Annotated in this window: 24 protein-coding genes; 18 read left to right on the top strand and 6 right to left on the bottom strand. The window is 70.5% G+C overall.

What is annotated here, in order from left to right; genetic code table 11:
- Positions 1–23: 23 nt before the first annotated feature.
- Positions 24–1,307 (top strand): geranylgeranyl reductase family protein, encoded by a 1,284-nt coding sequence (locus FDM97_RS32350; protein ID WP_137994041.1) that lies wholly within the window; start codon positions 24–26, stop codon positions 1,305–1,307.
- Here FDM97_RS32350 and FDM97_RS32345 read toward each other — a convergent pair.
- Positions 1,273–2,247 (bottom strand): helix-turn-helix domain-containing protein, encoded by a 975-nt coding sequence (locus tag FDM97_RS32345; protein ID WP_137994040.1) that lies wholly within the window; start codon positions 2,245–2,247, stop codon positions 1,273–1,275. The genes FDM97_RS32350 and FDM97_RS32345 overlap by 35 nt on opposite strands.
- Between FDM97_RS32345 and FDM97_RS32340 the strand changes: the two genes are divergently transcribed.
- Complete coding sequence (locus FDM97_RS32340; RefSeq protein ID WP_349775396.1) at positions 2,156–3,196, top strand: NAD(P)-dependent oxidoreductase; 1,041 nt, start codon at positions 2,156–2,158, stop codon at positions 3,194–3,196. The two genes, FDM97_RS32345 and FDM97_RS32340, sit on opposite strands and share 92 nt — an antisense overlap.
- Positions 3,197–3,274: 78 nt before the next feature.
- On the opposite strand, the gene FDM97_RS32335 is transcribed toward FDM97_RS32340, so the two are convergent.
- On the bottom strand, positions 3,275–4,099 hold the full coding sequence (locus FDM97_RS32335) for a C40 family peptidase (protein ID WP_137994038.1): 825 nt from the start codon (positions 4,097–4,099) through the stop codon (positions 3,275–3,277).
- Positions 4,100–4,760: 661 nt separating this feature from the next.
- Between FDM97_RS32335 and FDM97_RS32330 the strand changes: the two genes are divergently transcribed.
- The 15 genes from FDM97_RS32330 (at position 4,761) to nuoN (ending at position 21,130) form a co-directional block, all read left to right on the top strand.
- Positions 4,761–5,120 carry an NADH-quinone oxidoreductase subunit A gene (locus FDM97_RS32330; protein ID WP_137995153.1) on the top strand — a complete coding sequence of 120 codons (360 nt, stop codon included), beginning with the start codon at positions 4,761–4,763 and terminating at the stop codon, positions 5,118–5,120.
- Positions 5,121–5,137: 17 nt separating this feature from the next.
- Positions 5,138–5,692 (top strand): NuoB/complex I 20 kDa subunit family protein, encoded by a 555-nt coding sequence (locus FDM97_RS32325; RefSeq protein ID WP_137994037.1) that lies wholly within the window; start codon positions 5,138–5,140, stop codon positions 5,690–5,692.
- Positions 5,693–5,780: 88 nt separating this feature from the next.
- Positions 5,781–6,512: an NADH-quinone oxidoreductase subunit C gene (locus tag FDM97_RS32320; protein ID WP_137994036.1), complete on the top strand. Its 732-nt coding sequence runs from the start codon at positions 5,781–5,783 to the stop codon at positions 6,510–6,512.
- Entirely contained in the window at positions 6,512–7,834 is a 1,323-nt protein-coding gene (locus tag FDM97_RS32315; RefSeq protein WP_137994035.1) for an NADH-quinone oxidoreductase subunit D, read from the top strand. Before FDM97_RS32320 ends, FDM97_RS32315 begins: the two co-directional genes overlap by 1 nt.
- A complete protein-coding gene (gene nuoE / locus FDM97_RS32310; RefSeq protein WP_175439312.1) occupies positions 7,831–8,571 on the top strand; it encodes an NADH-quinone oxidoreductase subunit NuoE in 741 nt (246 codons plus the stop codon). The genes FDM97_RS32315 and nuoE overlap by 4 nt, the downstream gene beginning before the upstream one ends.
- Complete coding sequence (gene nuoF / locus FDM97_RS32305) at positions 8,568–9,920, top strand: NADH-quinone oxidoreductase subunit NuoF (RefSeq protein WP_175439311.1); 1,353 nt, start codon at positions 8,568–8,570, stop codon at positions 9,918–9,920. Before nuoE ends, nuoF begins: the two co-directional genes overlap by 4 nt.
- Positions 9,917–12,409 (top strand): NADH-quinone oxidoreductase subunit G, encoded by a 2,493-nt coding sequence (locus FDM97_RS32300; protein ID WP_137994033.1) that lies wholly within the window; start codon positions 9,917–9,919, stop codon positions 12,407–12,409. Before nuoF ends, FDM97_RS32300 begins: the two co-directional genes overlap by 4 nt.
- The gene (locus tag FDM97_RS32295; protein ID WP_137994032.1) at positions 12,406–12,810 is read left to right on the top strand and encodes a hypothetical protein; all 405 of its coding nucleotides are present in this window, start codon (positions 12,406–12,408) and stop codon (positions 12,808–12,810) included. The genes FDM97_RS32300 and FDM97_RS32295 overlap by 4 nt, the downstream gene beginning before the upstream one ends.
- Positions 12,807–14,198, top strand: coding sequence for an NADH-quinone oxidoreductase subunit NuoH (gene nuoH / locus FDM97_RS32290; RefSeq protein ID WP_137994031.1), 1,392 nt, complete (start codon positions 12,807–12,809; stop codon positions 14,196–14,198). The genes FDM97_RS32295 and nuoH overlap by 4 nt, the downstream gene beginning before the upstream one ends.
- A complete protein-coding gene (gene nuoI / locus FDM97_RS32285) occupies positions 14,191–14,769 on the top strand; it encodes an NADH-quinone oxidoreductase subunit NuoI (RefSeq protein ID WP_284440306.1) in 579 nt (192 codons plus the stop codon). The genes nuoH and nuoI overlap by 8 nt, the downstream gene beginning before the upstream one ends.
- Positions 14,766–15,623 (top strand): NADH-quinone oxidoreductase subunit J, encoded by an 858-nt coding sequence (locus FDM97_RS32280; protein ID WP_137994029.1) that lies wholly within the window; start codon positions 14,766–14,768, stop codon positions 15,621–15,623. Before nuoI ends, FDM97_RS32280 begins: the two co-directional genes overlap by 4 nt.
- Positions 15,620–15,919, top strand: a complete 300-nt coding sequence (nuoK, locus tag FDM97_RS32275; protein WP_069927518.1) for an NADH-quinone oxidoreductase subunit NuoK — start codon at positions 15,620–15,622, stop codon at positions 15,917–15,919. The genes FDM97_RS32280 and nuoK overlap by 4 nt, the downstream gene beginning before the upstream one ends.
- Positions 15,920–15,930: 11 nt before the next feature.
- A complete protein-coding gene (gene nuoL / locus FDM97_RS32270; RefSeq protein WP_137994028.1) occupies positions 15,931–17,871 on the top strand; it encodes an NADH-quinone oxidoreductase subunit L in 1,941 nt (646 codons plus the stop codon).
- 5 nt (positions 17,872–17,876) lie between these two features.
- Positions 17,877–19,484, top strand: coding sequence for an NADH-quinone oxidoreductase subunit M (locus FDM97_RS32265; RefSeq protein WP_137994027.1), 1,608 nt, complete (start codon positions 17,877–17,879; stop codon positions 19,482–19,484).
- A complete protein-coding gene (nuoN, locus tag FDM97_RS32260) occupies positions 19,481–21,130 on the top strand; it encodes an NADH-quinone oxidoreductase subunit NuoN (protein ID WP_137994026.1) in 1,650 nt (549 codons plus the stop codon). Before FDM97_RS32265 ends, nuoN begins: the two co-directional genes overlap by 4 nt.
- 67 nt (positions 21,131–21,197) lie before the next feature.
- Here nuoN and FDM97_RS32255 read toward each other — a convergent pair whose 3' ends face one another.
- From FDM97_RS32255 to fahA, 4 genes are all read right to left on the bottom strand, one after another.
- Positions 21,198–21,734 carry a hypothetical protein gene (locus FDM97_RS32255; RefSeq protein ID WP_137994025.1) on the bottom strand — a complete coding sequence of 179 codons (537 nt, stop codon included), beginning with the start codon at positions 21,732–21,734 and terminating at the stop codon, positions 21,198–21,200.
- 136 nt (positions 21,735–21,870) lie between these two features.
- Positions 21,871–22,263: a GntR family transcriptional regulator gene (locus FDM97_RS32250; protein WP_137994024.1), complete on the bottom strand. Its 393-nt coding sequence runs from the start codon at positions 22,261–22,263 to the stop codon at positions 21,871–21,873.
- Complete coding sequence (locus FDM97_RS32245) at positions 22,260–22,997, bottom strand: hypothetical protein (protein WP_254705825.1); 738 nt, start codon at positions 22,995–22,997, stop codon at positions 22,260–22,262. Before FDM97_RS32245 ends, FDM97_RS32250 begins: the two co-directional genes overlap by 4 nt.
- A gap of 96 nt (positions 22,998–23,093) precedes the next feature.
- Positions 23,094–24,320 carry a fumarylacetoacetase gene (fahA, locus tag FDM97_RS32240; protein ID WP_137994022.1) on the bottom strand — a complete coding sequence of 409 codons (1,227 nt, stop codon included), beginning with the start codon at positions 24,318–24,320 and terminating at the stop codon, positions 23,094–23,096.
- Positions 24,321–24,652: 332 nt separating this feature from the next.
- Here fahA and FDM97_RS32235 point away from each other — a divergent pair, with 332 nt between their 5' ends.
- Positions 24,653–25,894 (top strand): LPXTG cell wall anchor domain-containing protein, encoded by a 1,242-nt coding sequence (locus tag FDM97_RS32235; protein WP_175439310.1) that lies wholly within the window; start codon positions 24,653–24,655, stop codon positions 25,892–25,894.
- Positions 25,895–25,959: the final 65 nt, after the last annotated feature.

Below are 25,959 nucleotides of genomic sequence, written 5' to 3'. Positions count from 1 at the left end.
CGAACCCTTCGGGAGACCCCGCCGTGACCGAGCCCCTCTCCGAGCACACCGCAGATGTGATCGTCGTCGGGGCAGGCCCGGCCGGTTCCACGACCGCGTACTACCTGGCCAAGGCCGGACTCGACGTCCTGCTCCTGGAGAAGACCGCGTTCCCCCGCGAGAAGGTCTGCGGCGACGGGCTCACCCCCCGCGCCACCAAGCAGCTCGTCGCCATGGGGATCGACATCTCCGAGGAGGCCGGCTGGCTGCGCAACAAGGGCCTGCGGATCATCGGCGGCGGTGTCCGGCTCCAGCTCGACTGGCCGGATCTCGCCTCGTACCCGGACTACGGACTCGTCCGCAAGCGCGACGACTTCGACGAGCAGCTCGCCCGCCAGGCGCAGAAGGCCGGCGCCCGCCTGTACGAGCGCTGCAACGTCGGCGCCCCGATCGTCGACGACCGCACGGGCCGGATCACCGGCGTGCACGCCAAGCTCGGCGAGGAGAAGCGCGAGGTCACCTTCCACGCGCCGCTCGTCGTCGCCGCCGACGGCAACTCCACCCGGCTCTCCCTCGCCATGGGCCTGCACCGGCGCGAGGACCGGCCGATGGGCGTGGCGGTACGGACGTACTTCACCAGCCCCCGCCACGACGACGACTACCTGGAGTCCTGGCTGGAGCTGTGGGACCGGCGCGGCCCGCAGGACCGTCTCCTTCCCGGCTACGGCTGGATCTTCGGCATGGGCGACGGCACGTCCAACGTCGGCCTCGGCATCCTCAACTCCTCCTCCGCCTTCAAGGAGCTGGACTGGCGCGAGGTCCTCAAGGCCTGGTGCGCCTCGATGCCTGAGGACTGGGGCTTCACCCCGGAGAACATGACGACGCCGATCCGCGGCGCCGCCCTGCCGATGGCCTTCAACCGCCAGCCGCACTACACCAAGGGCCTGCTGCTCGTCGGCGACGCGGGCGGCCTGGTCAACCCGTTCAACGGCGAGGGCATCGCGTACGCGATGGAATCCGGCCAGATCGCGGCCGACGTCATCGTCCAGGCGCACGCCCGCGCGACCCCGGCCCAGCGCGAACTGGCGCTGCACAACTACCCGAAGATCCTCAAGGACACCTACGGCGGGTACTACACGCTCGGCCGCGCCTTCGTGAAGATCATCGGCAACCCGAAGATCATGAAGATCGCGACGCAGCGGGGTCTGACCCACCCGGTCCTGATGAAGTTCACGCTGAAGATGCTGGCGAACCTCACCGACCCGACCGGCGGCGACGCGATGGACCGCATCATCAACGGCCTGTCGAAGGTGGCCCCGAAGGCCTGAACCTCCTGCGGTAGTCGGACGGGGAGACGCCGACGGTACGGGTGAAGTGGCGGCGCAGGTTCGCCGCCGAGCCCAGACCGCTGCGCTCCCCGACCAGCTCCACCGGCAGGCCGGTCCCTTCCAGGAGCGCCTGCGCGCGGGCCACCCGCTGGTGCAGCAGCCACTGCAGCGGCGTGGTCCCGCAGGCCTCCCGTACGCGGCGGTGGAAGGTCCGCGGGCTCATCCGGGCCCGCAGGGCCAGCGCGTCCACGGTCAGCGGCTCGTGCAGGTGCTCAAGGGCCCACTGGAGCACCGGGCCGAGCGTGTCCTCCTCGCCCGCCGGCAGCGGCGCCTCGACGAACTGGGGCCGGTCGCCCGCCCGGTGGGCCGGGACGACCAGGCGCTGGGCGAGGGCGCCCGCGACCGTGGCGCCGAGGTCCTTGCGTACGAGATGCAGGCACAGGTCCAGGCCGGCGGCGGCGCCCGCGCTGGTGAGCACGGTGTCGTCATCGGTGTAGAGGACCGAGGCGTCGACGGTGACCCGCGGGTGGCGGGTGGCGAGTTCGCGCGCGTACTCCCGGTGGAGGGTGGCCCGTCGGCCGTCGAGGAGCCCGGCCGCGGCGAGGGCGAAGGCCCCGCTGCACATCGACACCATCCGCGCCCCGGCGTCGGCCGCCGCGCGCAGCGCGTCCACGAGCTCGCCGGACAGCTCCTGGCGGCCCTCGACCACCGCGTCCGGGACCGACGGCACGATGACCGTGTCCGCGCCGGCGAGTCCGTCCAGGCCGTGGGAGGCGTGCGGGGCCGGTCCGCAGACCCGCAGCGCGTACCAGGGGTCGGCCAGATCCGTGTGCGGGATCCCGAACACCATGGACACGGTGGAGAGTTCGTACAGGTCCCAGGCGGAGATCCCCGCGCTGTCGTCGGGTACGAGGGCGACGGCCACGACTCCTGCGCTCATGTCCGCGAGCCTATGGCAGGAATGGTGCGCAGACCGTCGGTCCTTCTCCTGTCGGCCGGATCGCGCCGCTGCGAGCGTGGAGTCCATGAACGCACAGAGCATCACGGTCCTCGGGCTCGGACAGATGGGCACCGCCCTCGCCGACGCCTTCCTCGCCGCAGGTCACCCCACCACCGTCTGGAACCGCACCCCCGCCAAGGCCGAACCCCTGGTCGCCCGGGGCGCCACCCGCGCCGCCACCGTCGCGGAGGCGGTCGCCGCGAGCGAGCTCGTCGTGGTCTGCGTCCTGGACTACGCCGCCGTACGCGAACTCCTCGAACCGGTGGCCGGCTCGCTGAGCGGCCGGGTCCTGGTCAACGTCACCACCGGCTCGCCCGAGCAGGCCCGCGCGGAGGCGCGGTGGGCCGCGGGCCACGGCATCGGCTATCTCGACGGCGGCATCATGACGACACCGCCCGGGGTCGGCGACAGCTCCAGCATGATCCTGTACGCGGGCGGGCCGGAGCTCCTCGCCCGGCACCGGGCGACCCTGGCCGTGCTCGGCGACCCGGTCGACCTCGGTGCGGACGCGGGGCTCGCCTCGCTCTACGACGCCGGGCTGCTCGGGCTCATGTGGTCGGTCTTCGGCGGCTGGCTGCACGCCACCGCCCTCGTGGGCGCCGACGGGGTGCCGGCGAAGGAGTTCACGGAGGTCGCCGGCCGCTGGCTGAAGACGGTCTCCTGGTTCTTGACCGGGTACGCCGAGCAGATCGACGCGGGGGAGTACCCGGGCGCGGACGCCACGATCGACGTCCAGGTGGCGGCCATCGGGCATCTGCTGCACGCGGGGGAGGCGCGCGGCATCGACAACCGGCTGCCGGAGCTGCACCTGGAGCTGATGCGGGGCGCGGTCGAGGCCGGCCACGGCGGCGACAGCTACGCCCGGATCGTCGAGGCGTTCCGAAAGTAGGGCAAACGTAGGCAAGAAACGCGAAGAGCCGTCATTCCCCCGAGGAGTGACGGCCCTTCGCGTTCGAGCGAGTGGAGATCAGCGGATCCGGACGGCGCCGGAGGGCATGTCCCAGTCCAGGGAGCGCTCGACGACACCGGTCGACGGGTTCTGCGCGCCGACGTACTTGCCGCCGCCCACGTAGATGGCCACGTGGTACGAGCCGCTGCGGCTGCCCCAGTACAGGATGTCGCCCGGCTGCAGGTTGCTCAGCGAGACGGAGGTGCCCATGCTCGACTGGGAGCCCGAGACGCGGGGCAGGTCGATGCCGGCCTGGCGGTAGGCCGCCTGGACGAGGCCGGAGCAGTCCCAGGAGTTGGGACCGGTGCCGCCCATGACGTAGGCGTCGCCGATCTGGGCGCGGGCGAAGGCCACGATCGCCGCGGCGGAGCCGGTGGCCACCTGAGAGCTGCTGCTGGACGAGGAGCCGGAGGAGGACGTGGAGAGCGTGGTGCGGGCCTCGGTGCGCGAGGCGCGCTCCTGGGCCTCCGCGCGGGCCTTCTCGGCGCGCTCGGCCTCCGCCTTCGCGGCCTCGGCCTTGCGGTCCGCCTCGGCCTTGGCCTTCTTGGCCTCCTTGGCGGCCTTGGCGATGGCGGCGTCCTCCTGGGCCTTCAGGCTCAGGTCGAGGGCCTCCTGCTTGGCCGCCTCGGCCGAGGCGGAGACGGCGCTCGCCAGCTCGGTGTCGAGCGAGCCCAGCGTGGGCATTTCGATGGTCTCGGTCACCGGCTCGGCATTCGCCGGCCCGGCAGCACCGGCCACCGCGATGGTGCTGAGGACGCCACCGGCAACTCCGGCACGGAGCGCGAGCTTCGAAGCGCTGCGGCGGGGCTTCCGGTGGCTGGGTATGTGAGCGGTGTGGGACATGAGTACAACCGCTATCAGGGCCTCCCGGTTCCCTTCAAGAAACGTGTGTTGCGCCACAGTTACGTCCGGAACGGGCTAATCCGCTTCTCTGGCGCCTTTATTGACGCCGTAACGGACAATCCGGGCACGGCCGATCAGGCCCTTGATCACGGGTTTTCCGTGAAACGTCCGAATTGACCGCCACTTACCACCTCTTCACACCGATGGCCAAGCCCCGCTTTCCCTGAGCGGGTGAAGGTGTGGTGCAGGTCACATTCGAGCTCGTGAATGCGCGCACGCGTCCACTCCCGTCCGCCGGAGCCCCCGACCGGGCGATGGGCGGATGCTTTATCACTCGGACAGCGTCCATTGCCAATTTGCTTGCATGCTCCATCTCTTGATAGTGCGCCACCCCCTCCGACCAGCGGTTTCCGGTCCGGATGTCACATCTGGTGATCACCTGGGCGCTTCGAGTGCCAAGATCACCGCTCATCCGACTTCATGATCCTTCGTCAGGTGGTGGAGATCACAAAGACGTTGGCGCACCCCGTGTCGCAGATCACAGAGGGGCAGGCATAAGATGCGGGGCAGTCGGGCTTGTGAACTGCCTCACATGGGGGCGATCTTCCGCGACCCGGCGGTGCGGTCCAACGGTCAAGGACGACTGGAAGGAGCGAGGAGCGTGAATGCGTACGCGCCCATCCTCGTGCTCGGTGCCCTGGGTGCGGGGTTTGCGATCTTCTCCGTGGTCATGGCCACGCTAATCGGCCCAAAGCGGTACAACAGGGCAAAACTTGAGGCGTATGAGTGCGGCATCGAGCCGACACCCAGACCGGCCGCGGGCGGTCGCTTCCCCATCAAGTACTACCTGACGGCGATGCTCTTCATCGTCTTCGACATCGAGATCGTCTTCCTCTACCCCTGGGCCGTCACCTTCGACGCCCTGGGGCTTTTCGGGCTCGTGGAGATGCTGCTCTTCGTGCTCACCGTCTTCGTCGCCTACGCGTATGTGTGGCGGCGCGGCGGCCTGGAATGGGACTGAGGGGCTGAGGGGCACCTATGGGACTCGAAGAGAAACTGCCGAGCGGCTTTCTGCTGACGACGGTCGAACAGGCCGCGGGCTGGGTGCGCAAGTCGTCCGTCTTTCCGGCGACCTTCGGCCTCGCCTGCTGCGCCATCGAGATGATGACGACCGGCGCCGGCCGTTACGACCTGGCGCGCTTCGGCATGGAGGTCTTCCGCGGCTCGCCGCGCCAGGCCGACCTGATGATCGTGGCCGGCCGCGTCAGCCAGAAGATGGCGCCCGTTCTGCGGCAGGTCTACGACCAGATGCCGAACCCCAAGTGGGTCATCTCCATGGGAGTTTGCGCATCTTCGGGTGGAATGTTCAACAATTACGCGATTGTGCAGGGCGTTGACCATGTTGTGCCGGTTGACATCTATTTGCCGGGTTGCCCGCCGCGCCCGGAGATGCTGATGGACGCGATCCTCAAGCTCCACCAGAAGATCCAGAGCACCCCCCTCGGCGTGAACGCGGAGGAAGCGGCGCGCGAGGCGGAGGAGGCGGCGCTCAAGGCTCTGCCGACGATCGAGATGAAGGGTCTGCTGCGGTGACCGACGCACGCGCGGCCGCCGGGCCGCAGACGACGACGGAAGCCGCGCCTCTGCGCCGCGTGGGCGGAGAAGGGAACGGGACGGCACAGTGAGCGACGAGACTCCCAATCCGGAGAAGGACCTCAGCGCGCAGAACCTGCCCGGTCAGCGCGGCGAGCACGGTGAGGAGGTCCGCGTCCAGCGCGGGATGTTCGGCGCCGACAACGGCGGCGACACCTCCGGCTACGGCGGCCTCGTCCGCTCCGTACGCCTCCCCGGCGCCGCCACCCGCCCCTACGGCGGCTGGTTCGACGAGGTCGCCGACGAGCTCGAAGGCGCCCTCGACGAGCAGGGGCTCCTCCCCGAGAACGCCATCGAGAAGACGGTCGTCGACCGCGGCGAGCTCACCTTCCACATCGCCCGCGAGCACCTGGAGCGCGTGGCGAGGACCCTGCGCGACGACCCCGCCCTGCGCTTCGAGCTCTGTACGGGCGTCTCCGGCGTCCACTACCTCGGCGACAAGGGCCGCGAGCTGCACGCGGTCTACCACCTGCGCTCGCTCACCCACGGCCGGCTGATCCGCCTGGAGGTGTCCGCCCCGGACACCGACCCGCACATCCCGTCCCTCGTCGCCGTCTACCCGACGAACGACTGGCACGAGCGCGAGACGTACGACTTCTTCGGCATCGTCTTCGACGGCCACCCCGCCCTCACCCGGATCATGATGCCGGACGACTGGCAGGGCTTCCCGCAGCGCAAGGACTACCCCCTCGGCGGCATCGCCGTCGAGTACAAGGGCGCCCAGATCCCGGCTCCTGACCAGCGGAGGTCGTACAGCTGATGAGCACCGAACACGCCTCCGCACGGGAGACCACCGAAGGCACCGTCTACACGGTGACCGGCGGCGACTGGGACGAGGTCGTCGAGTCCGCAGCCAAGGCCGACGACGAGCGGATCGTCGTCAACATGGGCCCCCAGCACCCGTCCACGCACGGCGTGCTCCGCCTGATCCTGGAGATCGACGGCGAGACCGTCACCGAGGCCCGCTGCGGCATCGGCTACCTCCACACCGGCATCGAGAAGAACCTCGAATACCGGACCTGGACGCAGGGCACCACCTTCGTCACGCGCATGGACTACCTCACCTCGTTCTACAACGAGACGGCGTACTGCCTCGGCGTCGAGAAGCTGCTCGGCATCACCGACCAGATCCCCGACCGCGCCACGGTCGTCCGCGTGATGCTGATGGAGCTCAACCGGCTCTCCTCCCACCTGGTGGCCATCGCCACCGGCGGCATGGAGCTCGGCGCCACCACGATCATGATCTACGGCTTCCGGGACCGCGAGATGATCCTGGACCTGTACGAGCTGATCACCGGCCTGCGCATGAACCACGCGTTCATCCGCCCCGGCGGCCTCGCCCAGGACCTCCCGCCCGGCGCCGTCGACGCCGTGCGCGAGTTCGTGAAGACCATGAAGAAGAACCTGCCGGAGTACGACAAGCTCGCCACCGGCAACCCCATCTTCAAGGCCCGCATGCAGGACGTCGGCCACCTCGACCTCACCGGCTGCATGGCGCTCGGCGCCACCGGACCGATCCTGCGCGCCGCGGGCCTCCCGCACGACCTGCGCAAGACCGACCCGTACTGCGGCTACGAGAACTACGAGTTCGACATCCCGACCGCCGACACCTGCGACGCCTACGGACGCTTCCTCATCCGGCTCGAGGAGATGCGGCAGTCCCTGCGGATCGTCGAGCAGTGCCTCGACCGGCTGGCGCCCGGAGCGGTCATGGTCGGCGACAAGAAGATCGCCTGGCCCGCGCAGCTCGCGCTCGGCCCGGACGGACTCGGCAACTCCCTCGACCACATCAAGAAGATCATGGGCACCTCCATGGAGGCCCTGATCCACCACTTCAAGCTGGTCACCGAGGGCTTCCGCGTCCCCGCCGGACAGGCGTACGCCGCCGTCGAGTCGCCCAAGGGCGAGCTGGGCGTGCACGTCGTCAGCGACGGCGGCACCCGCCCCTACCGGGTCCACTTCCGCGACCCGTCCTTCACCAACCTGCAGGCCATGGCCGCGATGTGCGAGGGCGGCCAGGTCGCCGACGTCATCGTCGCCGTCGCCTCCATCGACCCCGTGATGGGAGGCGTCGACCGATGACCGACCACATCAGCCTCGGCATGCCCCAGCTTCCCGCCCCCGAGTACCCGGCCGAGGTACGCGCCCGGCTGGAGGCGGACGGCAAGGAGATCATCGCCCGCTACCCGGACTCCCGCTCCGCGCTCCTGCCGCTGCTGCACCTCGTGCAGGCGGAGGAGGGCCATGTCTCCCGTACGGGCATGAAGTTCTGCGCGGACATCCTCGGCCTGACCACCGCCGAGGTCACCGCGGTCGCCACCTTCTACACGATGTACCGCCGCAAGCCCTCCGGCGACTACCAGGTCGGGGTCTGCACCAACACGCTCTGCGCGGTCATGGGCGGCGACGCCATCTTCGAGGAGCTGAAGCAGCACCTCGGGATCGGCAACAACGAGACGACCGACGACGGCAAGGTCACCCTCGAGCACATCGAGTGCAACGCGGCCTGCGACTACGCGCCCGTGGTGATGGTCAACTGGGAGTTCTTCGACAACCAGACGCCCGAGTCGGCCAAGAAGATGGTCGACGACCTGCGGGCGGGCCGCCCCGTCGAGCCGACCCGCGGCGCGCCCCTGTGCACGTACAAGGAGACCGCCCGCATCCTGGCGGGCTTCCCCGACGAGCGCGAGGGGGCCGTCGAGGCCACCGGAGGGGCCGGCCCGGCCTCGCTCGTCGGGCTGCGGCTGGCCAAGGGCGAGTCCCCGCACCACAAGATCGTCCACCCGCGCGGCGAATCGGCCAGTGGGGAGGGGGAGTGATGACCTTGGCACCCGAGATCAACAACAGCAGCCCCGAGAAGCTTCTCGCGCCGGTCCTTTCGGCGTTCTGGGACCAGCCCGACTCCTGGACCCTGGAGACGTACAAGAGGCACGAGGGGTACGAGGGCCTGAGGAAGGCCCTCGCGATGGCGCCCGACGACCTCATCGCGTACGTCAAGGACTCCGGCCTCCGCGGCCGCGGCGGCGCCGGCTTCCCCACCGGAATGAAGTGGCAGTTCATCCCGCAGGGCGACGGCAAGCCGCACTACCTCGTCGTCAACGCCGACGAGTCCGAGCCCGGGACCTGCAAGGACATCCCGCTTCTCTTCGCCAACCCGCACTCCCTCATCGAGGGCATCGTGATCGCCTGCTACGCGATCCGGTCGTCGCACGCCTTCATCTATCTGCGCGGCGAGGTCGTCCCCGTCCTGCGCCGCCTCCACGAGGCCGTGCGCGAGGCCTACGAGGCCGGCTTCCTCGGCGAGAACATCCTCGGCAGCGGCATGAACCTCGAACTCACCGTGCACGCGGGCGCGGGCGCGTACATCTGCGGCGAGGAGACCGCCCTGCTCGACTCGCTCGAAGGACGGCGCGGCCAGCCCCGGCTGCGTCCCCCCTTCCCCGCGGTCGCCGGTCTGTACGCCTGCCCCACCGTGGTGAACAACGTCGAGTCCATCGCGTCCGTTCCCGCGATCCTCAACCGGGGCAAGGACTGGTTCAAGTCGATGGGCAGCGAGAAGTCCCCCGGCTTCACGCTCTACTCGCTCAGCGGGCACGTCGCCTCGCCCGGCCAGTACGAGGCCCCGCTCGGGATCACCCTGCGCCAGCTCCTCGACATGAGCGGCGGGATGCGGCCCGGGCACCGGCTGAAGTTCTGGACCCCGGGCGGCTCCTCCACCCCGATGTTCACCGACGAGCACCTCGACGTGCCGCTGGACTACGAGGGCGTGGGCGCGGCCGGCTCGATGCTCGGCACCAAGGCGCTTCAGTGCTTCGACGAGACCACCTGCGTCGTACGGGCCGTGACCCGGTGGACCGAGTTCTACGCCCACGAGTCCTGCGGCAAGTGCACGCCGTGCCGCGAAGGCACCTACTGGCTCGTGCAGTTGCTCCGTGACATCGAGGCGGGCAAGGGCCGGATGTCCGACCTCGACAAGCTGAACGACATCGCCGACAACATCAACGGCAAGTCGTTCTGCGCGCTCGGCGACGGCGCCGCCTCCCCGATCTTCTCCTCGCTGAAGTACTTCCGCGCGGAGTACGAGCAGCACATCACCGGCCGGGGCTGCCCCTTCGACCCGGCCAAGTCGACCGCCTGGGCGGACAACCACAAGGAGGTGAAGGCGTGACCGTCACGACGTCGAACCCCGCCGGAGGCGGCAGTGCGGCGGTACCGCCCGAGGACCTCGTCACGCTGACCATCGACGGCGCCGAGATCTCCGTCCCCAAGGGGACCCTGGTCATCCGCGCCGCCGAGCAGCTCGGCATCGAGATCCCGCGCTTCTGCGACCACCCGCTCCTCGACCCGGCCGGCGCCTGCAGGCAGTGCATCGTCGAGGTCGAGGGCCAGCGCAAGCCGATGGCCTCCTGCACGATCACCTGCACCGACGGCATGGTGGTGAAGTCCCAGCTGACCTCGCCGGTCGCGGAGAAGGCCCAGCACGGCGTGATGGAGCTGCTGCTCATCAACCACCCGCTGGACTGCCCCGTCTGCGACAAGGGCGGCGAGTGCCCCCTGCAGAACCAGGCCGTGTCCCACGGGCAGTCCGAGTCCCGCTTCGAGGGCAGGAAGCGGACGTACGAGAAGCCCATCCCGCTCTCCCCGCAGGTGCTCCTGGACCGCGAGCGGTGCGTGCTCTGCGCCCGCTGCACGCGGTTCTCGCAGCAGATCGCGGGCGACCCGATGATCGAGCTCCTGGAGCGCGGCGCCCTGGAGCAGGTCGGCATCGGCGAGGGCGAGCCCTTCGAGTCGTACTTCTCCGGCAACACCATCCAGATCTGCCCGGTGGGCGCGCTGACCTCGGCGGCGTACCGGTTCCGCTCCCGCCCCTTCGACCTGGTGTCGTCGCCGAGCGTCTGCGAGCACTGCGCGGGCGGCTGCGCCACGCGTACCGACCACCGGCGCGGCAAGGTCATGCGACGGCTCGCCGCCGAGGACCCGGAGGTCAACGAGGAGTGGGTGTGCGACAAGGGGCGGTTCGCCTTCCGGTACGCGCAGCAGCGTGACCGGCTCACCACCCCGCTCGTACGGAACCCCGAGACCGGTCGGCTGGAGGCGGCCTCCTGGCCGGAGGCCCTGGAGGCGGCGGCCCGCGGGCTCGTCCGCGGCCGCACCGGCGTCCTGGCCGGCGGGCGGCTGACCGTCGAGGACTCCTACGCGTACGCCAAGTTCGCCCGGGTCGCCCTCGACACCAACGACGTCGACTTCCGCGCCCGCGTCCACTCCAGCGAGGAGGCCGACTTCCTGGCCTCGCAGGTCGCGGGCCGGGGACGGGACCTGGACGGCAGCGGCGTCACGTACACCTCGCTCGAGGCCGCCCCGGCCGTGCTGCTCGTCGGCTTCGAGGCCGAGGAGGAGGCGCCCGGCGTCTTCCTGCGGCTGCGCAAGGCCTGGCGCAAGCACGGCCAGCGCACCTTCGGGCTCGCCACGCACGCGACCCGGGGCCTGGAGAAGGCGGGCGGCACGCTGCTTCCGGCCGCGCCCGGCACCGAGACCGAGTGGCTGGACGCCCTCACCTCGCGGGTCGGCCTGGAGGGCGCCGGAGCCGAGGCCGCCGAGGCGCTGCGCCAGGACGGCGCGGTCCTCGTCGTCGGCGAGCGGCTCGCGGCCGTGCCGGGCGGGCTGACCGCGGCCGTACGGACCGCGACGGCGACCGGAGCGAAGCTGGTGTGGATCCCGCGCCGGGCCGGCGAGCGCGGTGCGCTCGAAGCGGGTGCCATCCCGACGCTGCTGCCCGGCGGCCGCCCCGCGACCGACCCCCGCGCGCGTGAGGAGGTCGCGGCCGCCTGGGCCGTACGCGACCTCCCGCACGGCTACGGCCGCGACACCGGCCAGATCGTCGAGGCCGCCGCCACCGGCGAACTGGGCGCGCTGGTCGTCGGCGCCGTCGAGGTACGCGACCTGCCCGACCCGGCGCGCGCGCGTGAAGCCCTCGACGCGGCCTTCGTGGTCTCCCTTGAGCTGCGGCCGAGCGAGGTCACCGAGCGGGCGGACGTGGTCCTGCCGGTCGCCGCGGTCGCCGAGAAGCCCGGCACCTTCCTCAACTGGGAGGGCAGGGCTCGGCTCTTCGAGGCCGCGCTCAAGCCCGAGCAGATGACCCGCCCATTGCCGCCGTCGGACGCGCGCGTGCTCCACATGCTCGCCGACGCCCTCGACGCGCACCTGGCCCTGCCCGACCTGCGCTCGGCCCGCCGGGAGCTGGACCGGCTCGGCGGCTGGGACGGCGAGCGGGCCTCCGAGCCCGTCGAGCCCGCGCAGCCCGCGCCCCGCCCGGGCGAGGGCGAGGCGGTCCTCGCCGGACACCGGCTCCTGCTCGACCTGGGCCGCCTCCAGGAGGGCGACACGGCCCTGGCCGGCACCCGCCACGCGGCGGTCGCCCGCCTCTCGGCCGCCACCGCCGCCGAGACGGGCGTGAAGGACGGCGACCTCCTCGCGGTCACCGGCCCGGCGGGCTCGACCCGACTCCCGCTCCAGGTCACGGAGATGCCCGACCGCGTGGTATGGCTCCCGCTGAACTCCACGGCGGGCGGAGTCCTCTCCGACACGGGCGCCCACCCGGGCGACCTGGTCCGCATCGGGCCCGCGGGCACCGCCGACGCGGTGGAGGTGCGCTCATGACCGCGATCGACGCCCGCCCGGCCGCAGCGGCGGCCCGCCCGGCCCCGACGCCCGGCCCGGCACCGCGCGCCGCAGCCGTCCGCCGAGTGGCGGCGGGCACGAGCCCGCTCGCCGGGGCGCTGTCCGCGCCCGCTTCGGGGCTGGGACATCCTGCCGTCTCCGGCATGCCCGGCCTCGCGGCCGGGCACCGTGCCGCGGGCCGGTACGCCTGCCCCGCCGCAGCGGCGGCCCGCCCGGCCCCGACGCCCGGCCCGGCACCGCGCGCCGCAGCCGTCCGCCGAGTGGCGGCGGGCACGAGCCCGCTCGCCGGGGCGCGGCCCGAGCCGGGCCCCGGGGTCCGTACCCACGTCGTCCGGCCGGGCGAAGCCCTGGCCGCCCCCGCACGGGAGGTGCGCGCATGACCGCCCTCGATCGACTCGCGGACGCACAGCGCGGCGTCCTCGCCGCGGAAGACCTGTCCATGTTCGGGACGGACCCCTGGTGGCTCGTCGCGATCAAGGCCGTCTTCTGCTTCGCCTTCCTGATGGTGACCGTGCTCTTCTCCATCGTGTGGGAGCGCAAGGTCGTCGCCTGGATGCAGCTGCGCATCGGCCCCAACCGGCACGGACCCTGGGGTCTCCTCCAGTCCCTCGCGGACGGCATCAAGCTGATGCTCAAGGAGGACGTCGTCGTCAAGCACGCCGACAAGGCCGTCTACATCCTCGCCCCGATCATCGCCGCGATCCCCGCGTTCATGGCGATCGCCGTGATCCCGTTCGGCCCGGCCGGCAACGAGATCTCGATCTTCGGCCAGCGCACCACGATGCAGCTGACCGACCTGCCGATCGCCATGCTCTACATCCTCGCGGTCGCCTCCGTCGGCATCTACGGCATCGTCCTCGCGGGCTGGTCGTCCGGCTCCACGTACCCGCTCCTCGGCGGGCTGCGCGCGGCCGCGCAGATGATCTCGTACGAGATCGCCATGGGCGCCGCGTTCGCCTCCGTCTTCCTCTACTCCGGGTCCCTGTCGACCTCGGCGATCGTCGAGGCGCAGGCGGACCGCTGGTTCATCGTCCTGCTGCCGGTCTCGTTCATCATCTACGTCGTCACGATGGTCGGCGAGACCAACCGCGCCCCCTTCGACATGCCGGAGTCCGAGGGCGACCTCGTCGGCGGCTTCAACACCGAGTACAGCTCCATCAAGTTCGCGATGTTCATGCTCGCCGAGTACGTGAACATGGTGACGGTCTCCGCCGTCTCCGTGACGCTCTTCCTCGGCGGCTGGCGCGCCCCGTACCCGATCTCCACCTTCTGGGAGGGCGCGAACCACGGCTGGTGGCCGATGCTCTGGTTCGTCCTCAAGGTGCAGCTGCTGCTCTTCTTCTTCATCTGGCTGCGCGGCACGCTGCCCCGCGTCCGCTACGACCAGCTGATGAAGCTCGGCTGGAAGGTCCTCATCCCGGTCTCGGTGGTCTGGCTGATGCTGGTCGCCACCGTCCGCGCGCTGCGCAACCAGAACTACGAGTTCCAGACGATCGTGCTCTACGTCGCCGGCGCGGTCATCGCCGTCCTGCTCCTCTCCTTCATCGCCGACATGTTCCGCGACAAGAAGGCGAAGGCGGCCGCGGCCGAGCCCGAGGACGGGCCCTCGTTCGACCCGATGGCCGGCGGCTTCCCCGTACCGCCCAAGCCCGGACAGTCCCTGCCGCCGGTGCCGCGGCGCAGGCCGCGGCACGACCGCGACCTGGTTGTCAGTGGCGCCCCCGATACTGCTACTTCGAGTGATGGAAAGGAGACGGACGGTGTCTGATTTCCAGAATCCGGTGGCCGGCTTCGGCGTGACCTTCAAGGCCATGTTCAAGAAGCGGCTGACCGAGCAGTACCCGGAGCAGCAGAAGACGACGGCGCCGCGCTTCCACGGCCGGCACCAGCTCAACCGTCATCCGGACGGTCTGGAGAAGTGCATCGGCTGCGAGCTGTGCGCCTGGGCCTGCCCGGCGGACGCCATCTACGTGGAGGGCGCGGACAACACCGACGAGGAGCGCTACTCCCCGGGTGAGCGCTACGGCCGCGTCTACCAGATCAACTACGCCCGCTGCATCTTCTGCGGACTGTGCATCGAGGCCTGCCCGACGCGGGCCCTGACGATGACCAACGAGTTCGAACTGGCCGACTCCTCCCGCGCGAACCTGATCTTCACCAAGGAGCAGCTCCTCGCGGGCCTGGAGGAGGGCATGGTCGAGGCGCCGCACGCCATCTACCCGGGGACGGACGAGCAGGACTACTACCGGGGCCTGGTCACCGAGGCCGCACCGGGCACCGTCCGCCAGGTCGCCACCTCCAAGGGGGAGAACGGCGAGCCGGAAGAGGTGGACGCATGAGCACCCATCTCGCGGCCGAGACCCTCGCGGCGTACGCCACCTCCGGCGGCGAGGCCTTCCAGTTCTGGGTCCTCGGCACCGTCGCCGTCCTCGGCGCCCTCGGCATGGTCCTGCTGAAGAAGGCCGTGCACAGCGCGCTCTCCCTCGCCGGGACGATGATCGTCCTGGCGGTCTTCTACCTCGCCAACGGGGCGTACTTCCTCGGCGTCGTGCAGATCATCGTCTACACCGGCGCGATCATGATGCTCTTCCTCTTCGTCGTCATGGTGGTCGGTGTCTCGGCCGCGGACTCGCTGAAGGAGACCATCAAGGGCCAGCGCTGGTGGGCCGCCGCCTGCGGGCTCGGCTTCGGCATCCTGCTGGTCGCCGGCATCGGCCAGGCCTCCCTGAAGGAGTTCAACGGACTCGGCGCGGCCAACACCGCGTACGGCGGGAACGTGGAGGGCCTCGCCGCCCTCATCTTCACCAAGTACGTCTTCGCCTTCGAGATCACCGGCGCGCTGCTGATCACCGCGGCCGTCGGCGCCATGGTCCTCACCCACCGCGAGCGCACCGAACGGGCCCGCACCCAGCGCGAGATGTCCGAGCAGCGCGTACGGGAAGGCAAGCACCTGCCGCCGCTGCCCGCGCCCGGTGTCTACGCCCGGCACAACGCGGTGGACATCGCCGGTCTGCTGCCCGACGGCACGCCCGCGAAGCTGACCGTGATGGAGACCCTGCGCAAGCGCGGCCAGATCCGCGACGTGTCCACGGAGGCGCTGGCCGACCTCAAGGCGCTGGAGCAGCGCTCGCAGGAGCGGCTCGGCCGGGACCGGGGCGAGCTCGGCCGGGACGAAGAGGAGGCCACGCGATGAACCCCGTCAACTATCTGTACCTCGCCGCCCTGTTGTTCACCATCGGCGCGGCCGGGGTGCTGATCCGGCGCAACGCGATCGTGGTCTTCATGTGCGTCGAGCTGATGCTCAACGCCTGCAACCTCGCGTTCGTCGCCTTCTCCCGGATGCACGGCAATCTCGACGGCCAGATCATCGCCTTCTTCACGATGGTCGTGGCCGCCGCGGAGGTCGTCGTCGGGCTCGCGATCATCGTGTCGCTGTTCCGTTCCCGCCACTCGGCCTCGGTCGACGACGCCAGCCTGATGAAGCTGTAAGGGGCTGAATTGTGGAGAACCTGATTGCGCTGCTGATCGCGGCGCCTCTGCTGGGAGCGGCCGTCCTGCTGTGCGGCGGACGACGTCTCGACAAGGCCGGGCCCCTGCTCGGCACCCTGCTCGCGGCCTCCTCCTTCGTCATCGGCGTGGTCCTCTTCGCCGACATGCTCGGCAAGGCCGCCGACGACCGGACCCTGTACCAGCGGCTGTTCAGCTGGATCGCCGTCGGAGACTTCCGGGCGGACGTCGCCTTCCAGCTCGACCAGCTGTCGATGACGTTCGTGCTGCTGATCACCGGCGTGGGCTCGCTGATCCACCTGTACTCGATCGGGTACATGGAGCACGACGAGCGCAAGCGCCGCTTCTTCGGCTATCTGAACCTGTTCCTCGCGGCGATGCTGCTCCTCGTCCTCGCCGACAACTACCTGCTGCTGTACTTCGGCTGGGAGGGCGTCGGCCTCGCCTCGTACCTCCTGATCGGCTTCTGGCAGCACAAGCCCACCGCGGCGACCGCCGCGAAGAAGGCCTTCCTGGTCAACCGGGTCGGCGACATGGGCCTGTCGATCGCCATCATGATCATGTTCACCACCTTCGGGACCTTCACCTTCGGGCCGGTCCTGGAGTCCGCCGGCAAGACGTCCGAGGGCACGCTGACGGCGATCGGGCTGATGCTGCTCCTCGCCGCCTGCGGCAAGTCGGCCCAGGTGCCGCTGCAGTCCTGGCTCGGGGACGCGATGGAGGGCCCGACCCCGGTCTCGGCCCTCATCCACGCGGCCACGATGGTCACCGCCGGCGTCTATCTGATCGTCCGGTCCGCCGCCATCTTCAACGGCGCCCCGGACGCGCAGCTCGCGGTCACCGTGGTCGGCGCGGTCACGCTCCTCTTCGGTGCGATCGTCGGTTGCGCGAAGGACGACATCAAGAAGGCCCTGGCCGGCTCGACGATGTCGCAGATCGGCTACATGATCCTGGCCGCGGGCCTCGGCCCCATCGGCTACGCCTTCGCGATCATGCACCTGGTGACGCACGGCTTCTTCAAGGCCGGGCTCTTCCTCGGCGCCGGTTCGGTCATGCACGGCATGAACGACGAGGTCGACATGAGGAAGTACGGCGGCCTGCGGAAGTACATGCCGATCACCTTCGTGACGTTCGGCCTCGGCTATCTCGCGATCATCGGCTTCCCAGGCCTGTCCGGCTTCTTCTCCAAGGACAAGATCATCGAGGCGGCCTTCGCCAAGGGCGGCACCGAGGGCTGGATCCTCGGCGCGTGCGCCCTGCTGGGCGCGGCCCTCACCGCGTACTACATGACCCGCGTGATGGTCATGACGTTCTTCGGTGAGAAGCGCTGGCAGCCCGCCCCCGACCCGGACAAGGCGCCCGGCATCGAGCCCGGCGTCGAGGCGCGTCCCGGCGACATGCCGCACCCGCACGAGTCGCCGCGGTCGATGACGATCCCGATGATCCTGCTCGCCTTCGGATCCGTCTTCGCCGGTGGCTTCTTCGCGATCGGCGACCGGTTCGTGACGTGGCTGGAGCCGGTCACCTCCTTCGACCACGGGCACCCGCCGATCAGCGCCGGAGCCATCACCACCGCCACCGTCGCGGTCATGGTGCTCGGTGTCGCGGTCGCCTACCTCCAGTACGGGCGCAGGCCCGTCCCGGTCACCGCCCCGCGCGGCTCGCTGCTCACCCGGGCCGCCCGCCGCGACCTGCTCCAGGACGACTTCAACCACGCCGTCTTCGTCACGGGCGGCACGCACCTCACCCGCTCGCTCGTCTACGTCGACCACAGCCTGGTCGACGGGGTGGTCAACGGCACCGCGGCCTCCATGGGCGGCCTGTCCGGCCGGCTGCGCAAGCTGCAGAACGGCTACGCCCGCACGTATGCGGTCTCCATGTTCGGAGGTACGGCGGTGCTGATCGCCGCGACCCTGCTGATGAGGGCGGTGTAACCGTCATGTCCTTCCCGCTCCTTACGGTGACTGCAGCGGTGCCGGCGGTCGGTGCGATCCTGACCGCCGCCGTCCCCGCCGCCCGCCGCACCGCGGCCAAGTGGCTGGCGCTGCTCGTCTCGCTGGTCACACTGGTGCTCGCCGCGGTCGTCATGGTCCGCTTCGAGCCCGGCGGCGACCGCTACCAGCTCACCGAATCCCACGCCTGGATCAAGGACTTCGGGGTCCGCTACGAACTGGGCGTGGACGGCATCGGGGTGGCGCTCATCGCGCTCACCGCGCTGCTGATCCCCTTCATCGTCCTGGCCGGCTGGCACGACGCCGACCCGCTGGAAGACGCCGCATCCATCAGCGGCTCCGCCGCGGGCTCGCGCTGGCGGCCCACCCAGGGCTTCTTCGCCCTGATCCTGATGGTCGAGGCGATGGTGATCCTCTCCTTCGAGGCCACCGACGTCTTCCTCTTCTACATCATGTTCGAAGCCATGCTCATCCCGATGTACTTCCTCATCGGCGGCTTCGGCGACCGGGCGCACGCCGGCTCGGACGAGAACGCGGCGGCCCAGCGGTCGTACGCGGCGGTCAAGTTCCTGCTCTACAACCTGGTCGGCGGACTGATCATGCTGGCCGCCGTCATCGGCCTCTACGTGGTCGCGGGGAACTTCTCGCTCACGGAGATCGCCGCGGCGCGGGCGGACGGCTCGCTGGAGATGGCGACCACCACCGAGCGGCTGCTCTTCCTCGGCTTCTTCTTCGCCTTCGCGGTGAAGGCGCCGCTGTGGCCGCTGCACACCTGGCTGCCGAACGCGATGGGGGAGGCGACCGCCCCGGTCGCCGTGCTCATCACGGCGGTGGTCGACAAGGTCGGCACGTTCGCGATGCTCCGCTTCTGCCTCGGGCTCTTCCCGGAGGCCTCGAAGTGGGCGACCCCGGTGATCATCGCGCTCGCGCTGGTCAGCATCGTCTACGGGGCGCTGCTCGCGGTCGGCCAGCGGGACATCAAGCGCCTGGTCGCGTACGCCTCGATCTCGCACTTCGGCTTCATCATCATGGGCATCTTCGCGATGACCAGCCAGGGCCAGAGCGGTGCCACGCTCTACATGGTCAACCACGGGATCTCGACGGCCGCCCTGATGCTGGTGGCCGGCTTCCTGATCTCCCGGCGCGGCTCGCGGCTCATCGCCGACTACGGCGGTGTGCAGAAGGTCGCCCCGGTGCTCGCCGGCACCTTCCTGATCGGCGGTCTGGCCACCCTCTCGCTGCCGGGCCTCGCGCCCTTCGTCAGCGAATTCCTGGTGCTGGTCGGCACGTTCGCCCGCTACCCGGTGGCCGGCATCATCGCCACCACCGGCATCGTCCTCGCCGCGCTCTACACCCTGGTCCTCTACCAGCGGACGATGACGGGCCCGGTGACGGAGAAGGTGCGCACGATGCCGGACCTGCGGGTGCGCGAACTCGTCGTGGTCGCACCGCTGATCGCCCTGCTGATCTTCCTCGGCGTCTTCCCGAAGCCGCTGACGGACATCGTCAACCCGGCCGTCGGTCACACCATGTCCGACGTCCAGCAGAGTGACCCCCAGCCCACCGTTCCTCTCCAAACCGTGGAGGCCAAGTGAGTGCGACGGCTGTCCACAGCCTGTGGACGACGGCTGCCGAGCCGGTCAGCAAGATCCCGGCACCGCACATCGAGTACGTCCAGCTCTCGCCCGTACTCATCGTGGTCGGCGCGGCCGTCCTCGGCATCCTCGCCGAGGCCTTCGTGCCGCGCAGGGGCCGCTACCACACCCAGGTGTTCCTCAGCGTCCTGGCGCTCGTCGCCGCGTTCGCCGCCGTCGTCGGCCTCGCCGCCGGCGGCTACGGCTCCACCAAGGCCCACATCGCGGCCATGGGCGCCATCGCCGTCGACGGCCCGGCGCTCTTCCTGCAGGGCACCATTCTGCTGGCCTCGGTCGTCGCGATCTTCACCTTCGCCGAGCGCAGGCTCGACCCGGCCGACCACGGCCACAAGGTCGACTCCTTCGCCGCCGAGGCCGCCGCCGTCCCCGGCAGCGAGCAGGAGAGGGCCGCGGTCAAGGCCGGGTTCACCACCACCGAGGTCTTCCCGCTGATGCTGTTCGCGGTCGCCGGCATGCTGGTCTTCCCGGCCGCCAACGACCTGCTGACGCTCTTCATCGCCCTGGAGGTCTTCTCCCTCCCGCTCTACCTTCTGTGCGCGGTCGCCCGCCGCAAGCGGCTGATGTCGCAGGAGGCGGCGGTCAAGTACTTCCTGCTCGGCGCCTTCTCCTCGGCGTTCCTGCTCTTCGGGATCGCCCTGCTCTACGGCTACGCGGGCTCCGTCTCGTACGCCACCATCGCGAACGTGGTCGACGGCTCGGTCACCGCCGTCGACCCGGCGCTCGCCCAGACCATGGGCAACGACGTCCTGCTGCTCATCGGCTTCGCCCTGGTCCTCATGGGCCTGCTCTTCAAGGTCGGCGCCGTCCCGTTCCACATGTGGACCCCGGACGTCTACCAGGGCGCGCCGACCCCCGTCACCGGCTTCATGGCGGCCGCGACGAAGGTCGCCGCGTTCGGTGCGCTGCTGCGCCTGCTGTACGTGGTGCTGCCGGGCCTCACCTGGGACTGGCGGCCGGTCATGTGGGGCGTCGCCGTCGTCACCATGCTGGGCGGCGCGATCGTCGCGATCACCCAGACCGACATCAAGCGGCTCCTCGCGTACTCCTCGATCGCGCACGCCGGCTTCCTGCTCGCCGGTGTCATCGCCGCCACGCCCAGCGGCATCTCGTCCGTCCTCTTCTACCTGGCCGCGTACTCCTTCGTGACGATCGGCGCGTTCGCGGTCGTCACGCTGGTCCGGGACGCGGGCGGCGAGGCGACCCACCTGTCCAAGTGGGCGGGCCTGGGCCGCCGTTCACCGCTCGTGGCGGCGGTCTTCGCGGTGTTCCTGCTCGCCTTCGCAGGCATCCCGCTGACCTCCGGCTTCTCCGGGAAGTTCGCGGTCTTCAAAGCGGCGGCGGAGGGCGGCGCGGGCGCGCTGGTCGTCGTCGGTGTCGTCTCGTCGGCGATCGCCGCGTTCTTCTACATCCGGGTGATCGTGCTGATGTTCTTCAGCGAGCCGAAGGCGGACGGCCCCACGGTCGCCGTGCCCTCGGCCTTCACGGCGGTCACGATCACGGCCGGCGTGGCCGTGACGCTGGTGCTCGGCCTCGCGCCGCAGTACTTCCTGGATCTGGCCGGCCAGGCGAGCGTCTTCGTACGGTAGCCACAGGCCGCGAGGCCGTTCAGGGCCCGGTCTCCGCGCAGAGCGGAGGCCGGGCCCTGTCGTGTGTCTACGACGCCGCCTCCTCGGGTGGGCAGCACTGCACCTTCGGGTTGTACGGGGTGAACACGCCCTTCGGGTTCTTCTTGTGGATCCAGGCGTGGAGCGTGAAGACGTCGCCCACCGGGGGGATCACGGCCGGTCCGTCGAACTCACGGCCGAAGATCAGCGGCGTGGGCCGGCCCTCGTTGGGGACCACGTACTCGACCGCGACCAGCTCCCGCCCGCCCTTCTTGTCGTCCGCGTACAGCAGGGCGGCGGGCTTCTCCGGGTCGGTCGAGCCGAGGTTGGCCGGATTGACGTAGTGGTAGCCCATGCCGCCGAGCGTCTCGTGCTCCACGCACTCGTCGGTCCTGAGGTAGCCGTCGTCCAGGGCCGCCTGCTCGGACTTGTACTTCACCGTGGCGGAGTACGCCTTCTCCAGATCGCCTGAGAGGCCCTGGCCCTTCGTCTGCGTGGCCGTGGCGGGTGCCGCCAGGGTTATGGAGGCGAGGGCGGCGAGGCCGACGGCAGCCATGACCGGACGGGGACGGGATCGTACGGGCATCTGCGTTGCTCCTTGAGCGGGCTGCGCGCCCCTCGGGGCGCCGGATGCGAGCGGGCTCTCCCCAGTTCCCACTGTGAGCAGCATGGGCCGCCCGGCCGGAGCACCGCACGCGGGGTGGCCCATTGGGACGTACCGCTCAGTCCTCGCCGCCGGCGCGGCCCCATGCCTCCCGTACGGCGGTCAGGACCGCGGTCTCGTCCGCGCCCAGCGTGCGCGCCGCCGCCGTGAACTCGTCGGCGAGCGCGGCCAGTCGGGCCGGATCGGGTCCGGTCGCGGCTTCCGGCGCCCGGTGGACGCGGGTGCCGCCGCCCCGGCGGGTCCGGACCAGGGACGCGGCCTCCAGCTCCCGGTAGGCGCGGGCCACCGTGCCGGTGGCGAGGCCCAGGTCGGAGGCGAGCTGTCGTACGGTCGGCAGCCGTTCGTCCTCCGCCAGGCGCCCGGAGTGGATCAGGGCCGCGAGCTGGGCGCGGATCTGCTCGTACGGGGGGACCGGGCCCGCGGTGTTCACGCGGACGACGGGACCGCTCATCGGCGGTCCGCGCGGGGCGAGAGCACGGTGTACAGGCACCAGAGCGTGGTGCACAGGGCGAGCAGGGCCACCGGGAGGAGCACCCAGACCGCCGCGGTGCCGATCGCGCCGTCACAACTCAGGCCGCGCAGCGTGGCGCCCGCCCGGACGGCGGTGCCCGCGAGCGTCCCGGCGACCAGGATCCCCCAGGCGGCGACGATCGCGGAGGCTCGTTCGAGGCGTCGCTCCGGGTCGCCGGGGCGGTGGGTGACACGGCGCAGGGAACCGGCGCAGACGACGGTGGCGACGGTCACGGCGACGGCGGCCGGCAGACCGTAGAAGAGGCCCGGCCACGGGCCGGCCGCTTCGGTCATGCCGTGGCAGGACGCCACCAGGCTCCGTCCGGCCCGGCCCATGTCGTCCGGCGAGGCCAGCGCCGCCGCCACGGCCAGCAGGACGGCGAGGAACCCGCCCTGGGCCAGCAGGAGCGCGGTCAGCCGGCGCGGTGCCAGGTCGCGCATCCGGCGCGGGGTGAGCCCGGCGGCCCGGACCGTGCCGGTCGGGCGTGGGGTGAGCGCGTCGCCGAGCAGGACGCCGGCGACGGCGCACAGGCCGAAGGCGGGCAGGGCGAACAGCAGGCCGATCCCGAGCGAGTCCGTCCCGGCGACGTATGTGGCGGCCCCGGCTCCGGCGACGAGGCCCGCCCAGCGGGCGTACCGGTCAGCGGATGTGGCGGGTGTGGTGGTGTCGAGCAAGGAAGTCCCCCGGGGTGGCGTGCGGCCCACTTGTATCAACTGGTGAGTACAAGATGACGCCCCCGGGGGACTTGTGTCAAATGCTTGATACAAGGATTAGGTAGCGGGGACGATCCGGCCCTTCACCTCGCCGAGCGCGACCTGCGTGCCGTCCGGGCCGGGCGCCCACGCGGTGAGCGTGACCTCGTCCCCGTCCTCCAGGAACGTCCGCTTCCCGGCGGGCAGTTCGAGCGGATCGCGGCCGTTCCAGGTCAGTTCGAGCAGCGAGCCGCGCTGGTGCACCTCGGGGCCCGAGACCGTCCCGGAGCCGTACAGGTCGCCGGTCCGCAGCGACGCCCCGTTGACCGTCATGTGGGCGAGCTGCTGGGCGGCCGTCCAGTACATCGTGGCGAACGGGGGCTCGGAGACCACCTCGCCGTTGATCTCGACGGTGATCCGCAGATCGAAGCCGCCGGGCTCCTCGTCGCCGGAGTCGTCCAGGTACGGCAGCAGATCGAAGTCCCGGGCCGGCGGCGCCGTGCGGGCCGCGTCCAGGGCCTCCAGGGGGGTCACCCAGGCGGACACGGACGTCGTGAACGACTTGCCGAGGAACGGGCCGAGCGGCACGTACTCCCAGGCCTGGATGTCCCGCGCCGACCAGTCGTTGAGCAGCGTCAGACCGAAGACGTGCTCGCGGAAGTCGTCGAGCGGAACCGGCGTGCCGAGGGTGGAGGGGGTGCCGACGACGAAGCCGACCTCCGCCTCGATGTCCAGCTTCACCGAGGGCCCGAAGACCGGCGCCGGGTCGGTGGGTGCCTTGCGCTGCCCCGCGGGGCGTACGACATCGGTGCCGGAGACCACGACCGTGCCCGCGCGACCGTGGTAACCGATCGGCAGATGCTTCCAGTTGGGGGTGAGCGGGTCGCCGTCGGGGCGGAACATCCGGCCCACGTTGGTGGCGTGGTGCTCGCTCGCGTAGAAGTCGACGTAGTCCGCGACTTCGTACGGCAGATGCAGGGTCACGGAGTCCAGTGGGTGCAGCAGCGGCTCGATGTCCGACCGGTGCGCGGGCACGGTCACCCAGGCGGTCAGCGCGCGGCGCACATCGCGCCAGGCGGTGCGCCCGGCGGCGAGCAACGGGTTCAGGCTGGGCTGCGCGAGCAGCGCGGCGTAGGGCGAACCGAGCGCGTGCGCCGCGGCCCCGGCGTCGAGCACATGCCCGCCGATGCGGACGCCGACCCTCCGCCGGCCGGGCTCGTCGGCGGTGGAGAAGACGCCGTACGGAAGGTTGTGCGGGCCGAAGGGATCGCCCTCGGCCAGGTCGAGCGGGGACTGCTCGGGCATCGGTGCTTGCCTCGCTTTCCACGGGTGTGTGGGGACACGTTACGGGGCGGGCCGCTGGGCGCGGATGACATGGGTCACACAAAAAGTGGGGCCTCCGTGCACAACTGTCCATGTTCGCGCGCTTTATGCGTGCTGTGCGGGGGCTGTGCGTCTGAGCGCGTTCAATTCCCCCTTTTCCAGGGTCTTATCCGGGTCATACGATCGGGCTGCATCGCGCCGCGTGAGGTCCCCGTAGGCGCGATCCCCACATCATTTTCAGTCGTCTTCACCGACCGGGAAAAAGGTCCACCTTGAAGATTCGCCGCATTCTCGCGACTGCCGTGGCCGCTGCCGTGACCACGCCGGTTGTGCTCCTTTCCGCTGCCCCGGCATTCGCGGAGACCAACCCGTCCACGTCGCAGACGCAGGAGCAGCAGCCGACGATCGAGCAGCTGAAGCTCGCGGTCGCCGCCGCCCAGAAGGCCTACGACATCGCCGTCATCGCCGAGGCCGACGCCCAGAAGGCGGTCGCGGCGCTGCAGGACCCCGAGAACGCGCTCCAGATCGCCGTCAGCGAGGCCAAGGAGCTCTCCGGGAAGGCCGCCGAGGACAAGGCCGCCGCCGACGCCAAGGTCGCCGAGGCCGAGACCGCCCTGGCCGCCCTGCCCGCCGACGCCACGGAGGAGCAGAAGGCCGAGGCGGAGAAGGCTGTCACCGACGCCAAGGCTGTCGCCGAGACCGCTGCCGCGGCCAAGACCGCAGCCGACGCCAAGGTGACCGAGGCCCAGAAGGCCCTCGAGGACGCCAATGTCGCCGCTTTCACCAAGCTCGGCACCGCGCAGAAGACCAAGGAAGAGGCCCTCAAGGCGCTCAAGGCGGCGGAGAAGGCGCTCGCCGAGGCCGAGGAGGCCGAGGAGGGTGAGGAGCCGGTCGAGGACTGCGTCCCCGAGCCGGACTTCACCACCGTCGTCAAGGGGCTGCCGGAGAAGGTCGTCGCCGGTACGACCGTCAACTTCACGCTGCGCGTGACGAACGGCACCGACAAGAAGATGGACGAGGTGTACCCGTACGCCGCCGTCCACGCCTTCGACGAGAAGGGCCTCAAGGAGCTCGACAAGTTCCTCACCCTCGAGTGGGCGCCCGTCAACTCGGAGTGGACGGAGCTCACCGGGGCCGAGAGCCTGGAGATCGGCTCGCTGAACGCCAAGTCCTCCGTCGACGTCAAGCTGCGGCTGACGCTCGACGCGGACACCCCGGCCGGCCAGGGAGCCACCTTCGTCGCCGGTGACTACTGGAACGACGACGAGTCCTGCGGTGGTACTCCGGACCTGGAGTACTACGAGTTCGAGATCCTCGCCAAGGGCACCGACCCGGGCAAGGTCGACGACGCCACGGGCCAGAAGGGCAACAACAACACCACCCAGCAGGGTGGCACCTCCACCACCCCCGTGACCGGTGGCACCACCGGCTCGCTCGCCAAGACCGGTTCGAACAGCGCCGTTCCGCAGATCGCCCTCGCGGGTGGCGCGGCCGTCGTTCTCGGTGCCGGGGCGATGTTCGTCGTCCGTCGCCGTAAGGCCGGCGCCGACGCCTGACAGCGATGAAAGGCCCCGCCTCCCTTTTCGGGAAGCGGGGCTTTTCCCTTTCGTACGAGAGGAGT

Origin of the sequence: Streptomyces vilmorinianum (assembly GCF_005517195.1) — a bacterium.
Taxonomy (GTDB): domain Bacteria; phylum Actinomycetota; class Actinomycetes; order Streptomycetales; family Streptomycetaceae; genus Streptomyces; species Streptomyces vilmorinianum.
Note: the sequence above shows the minus strand (reverse complement) of the source record. Positions and strands in the feature narration are given on the sequence as shown.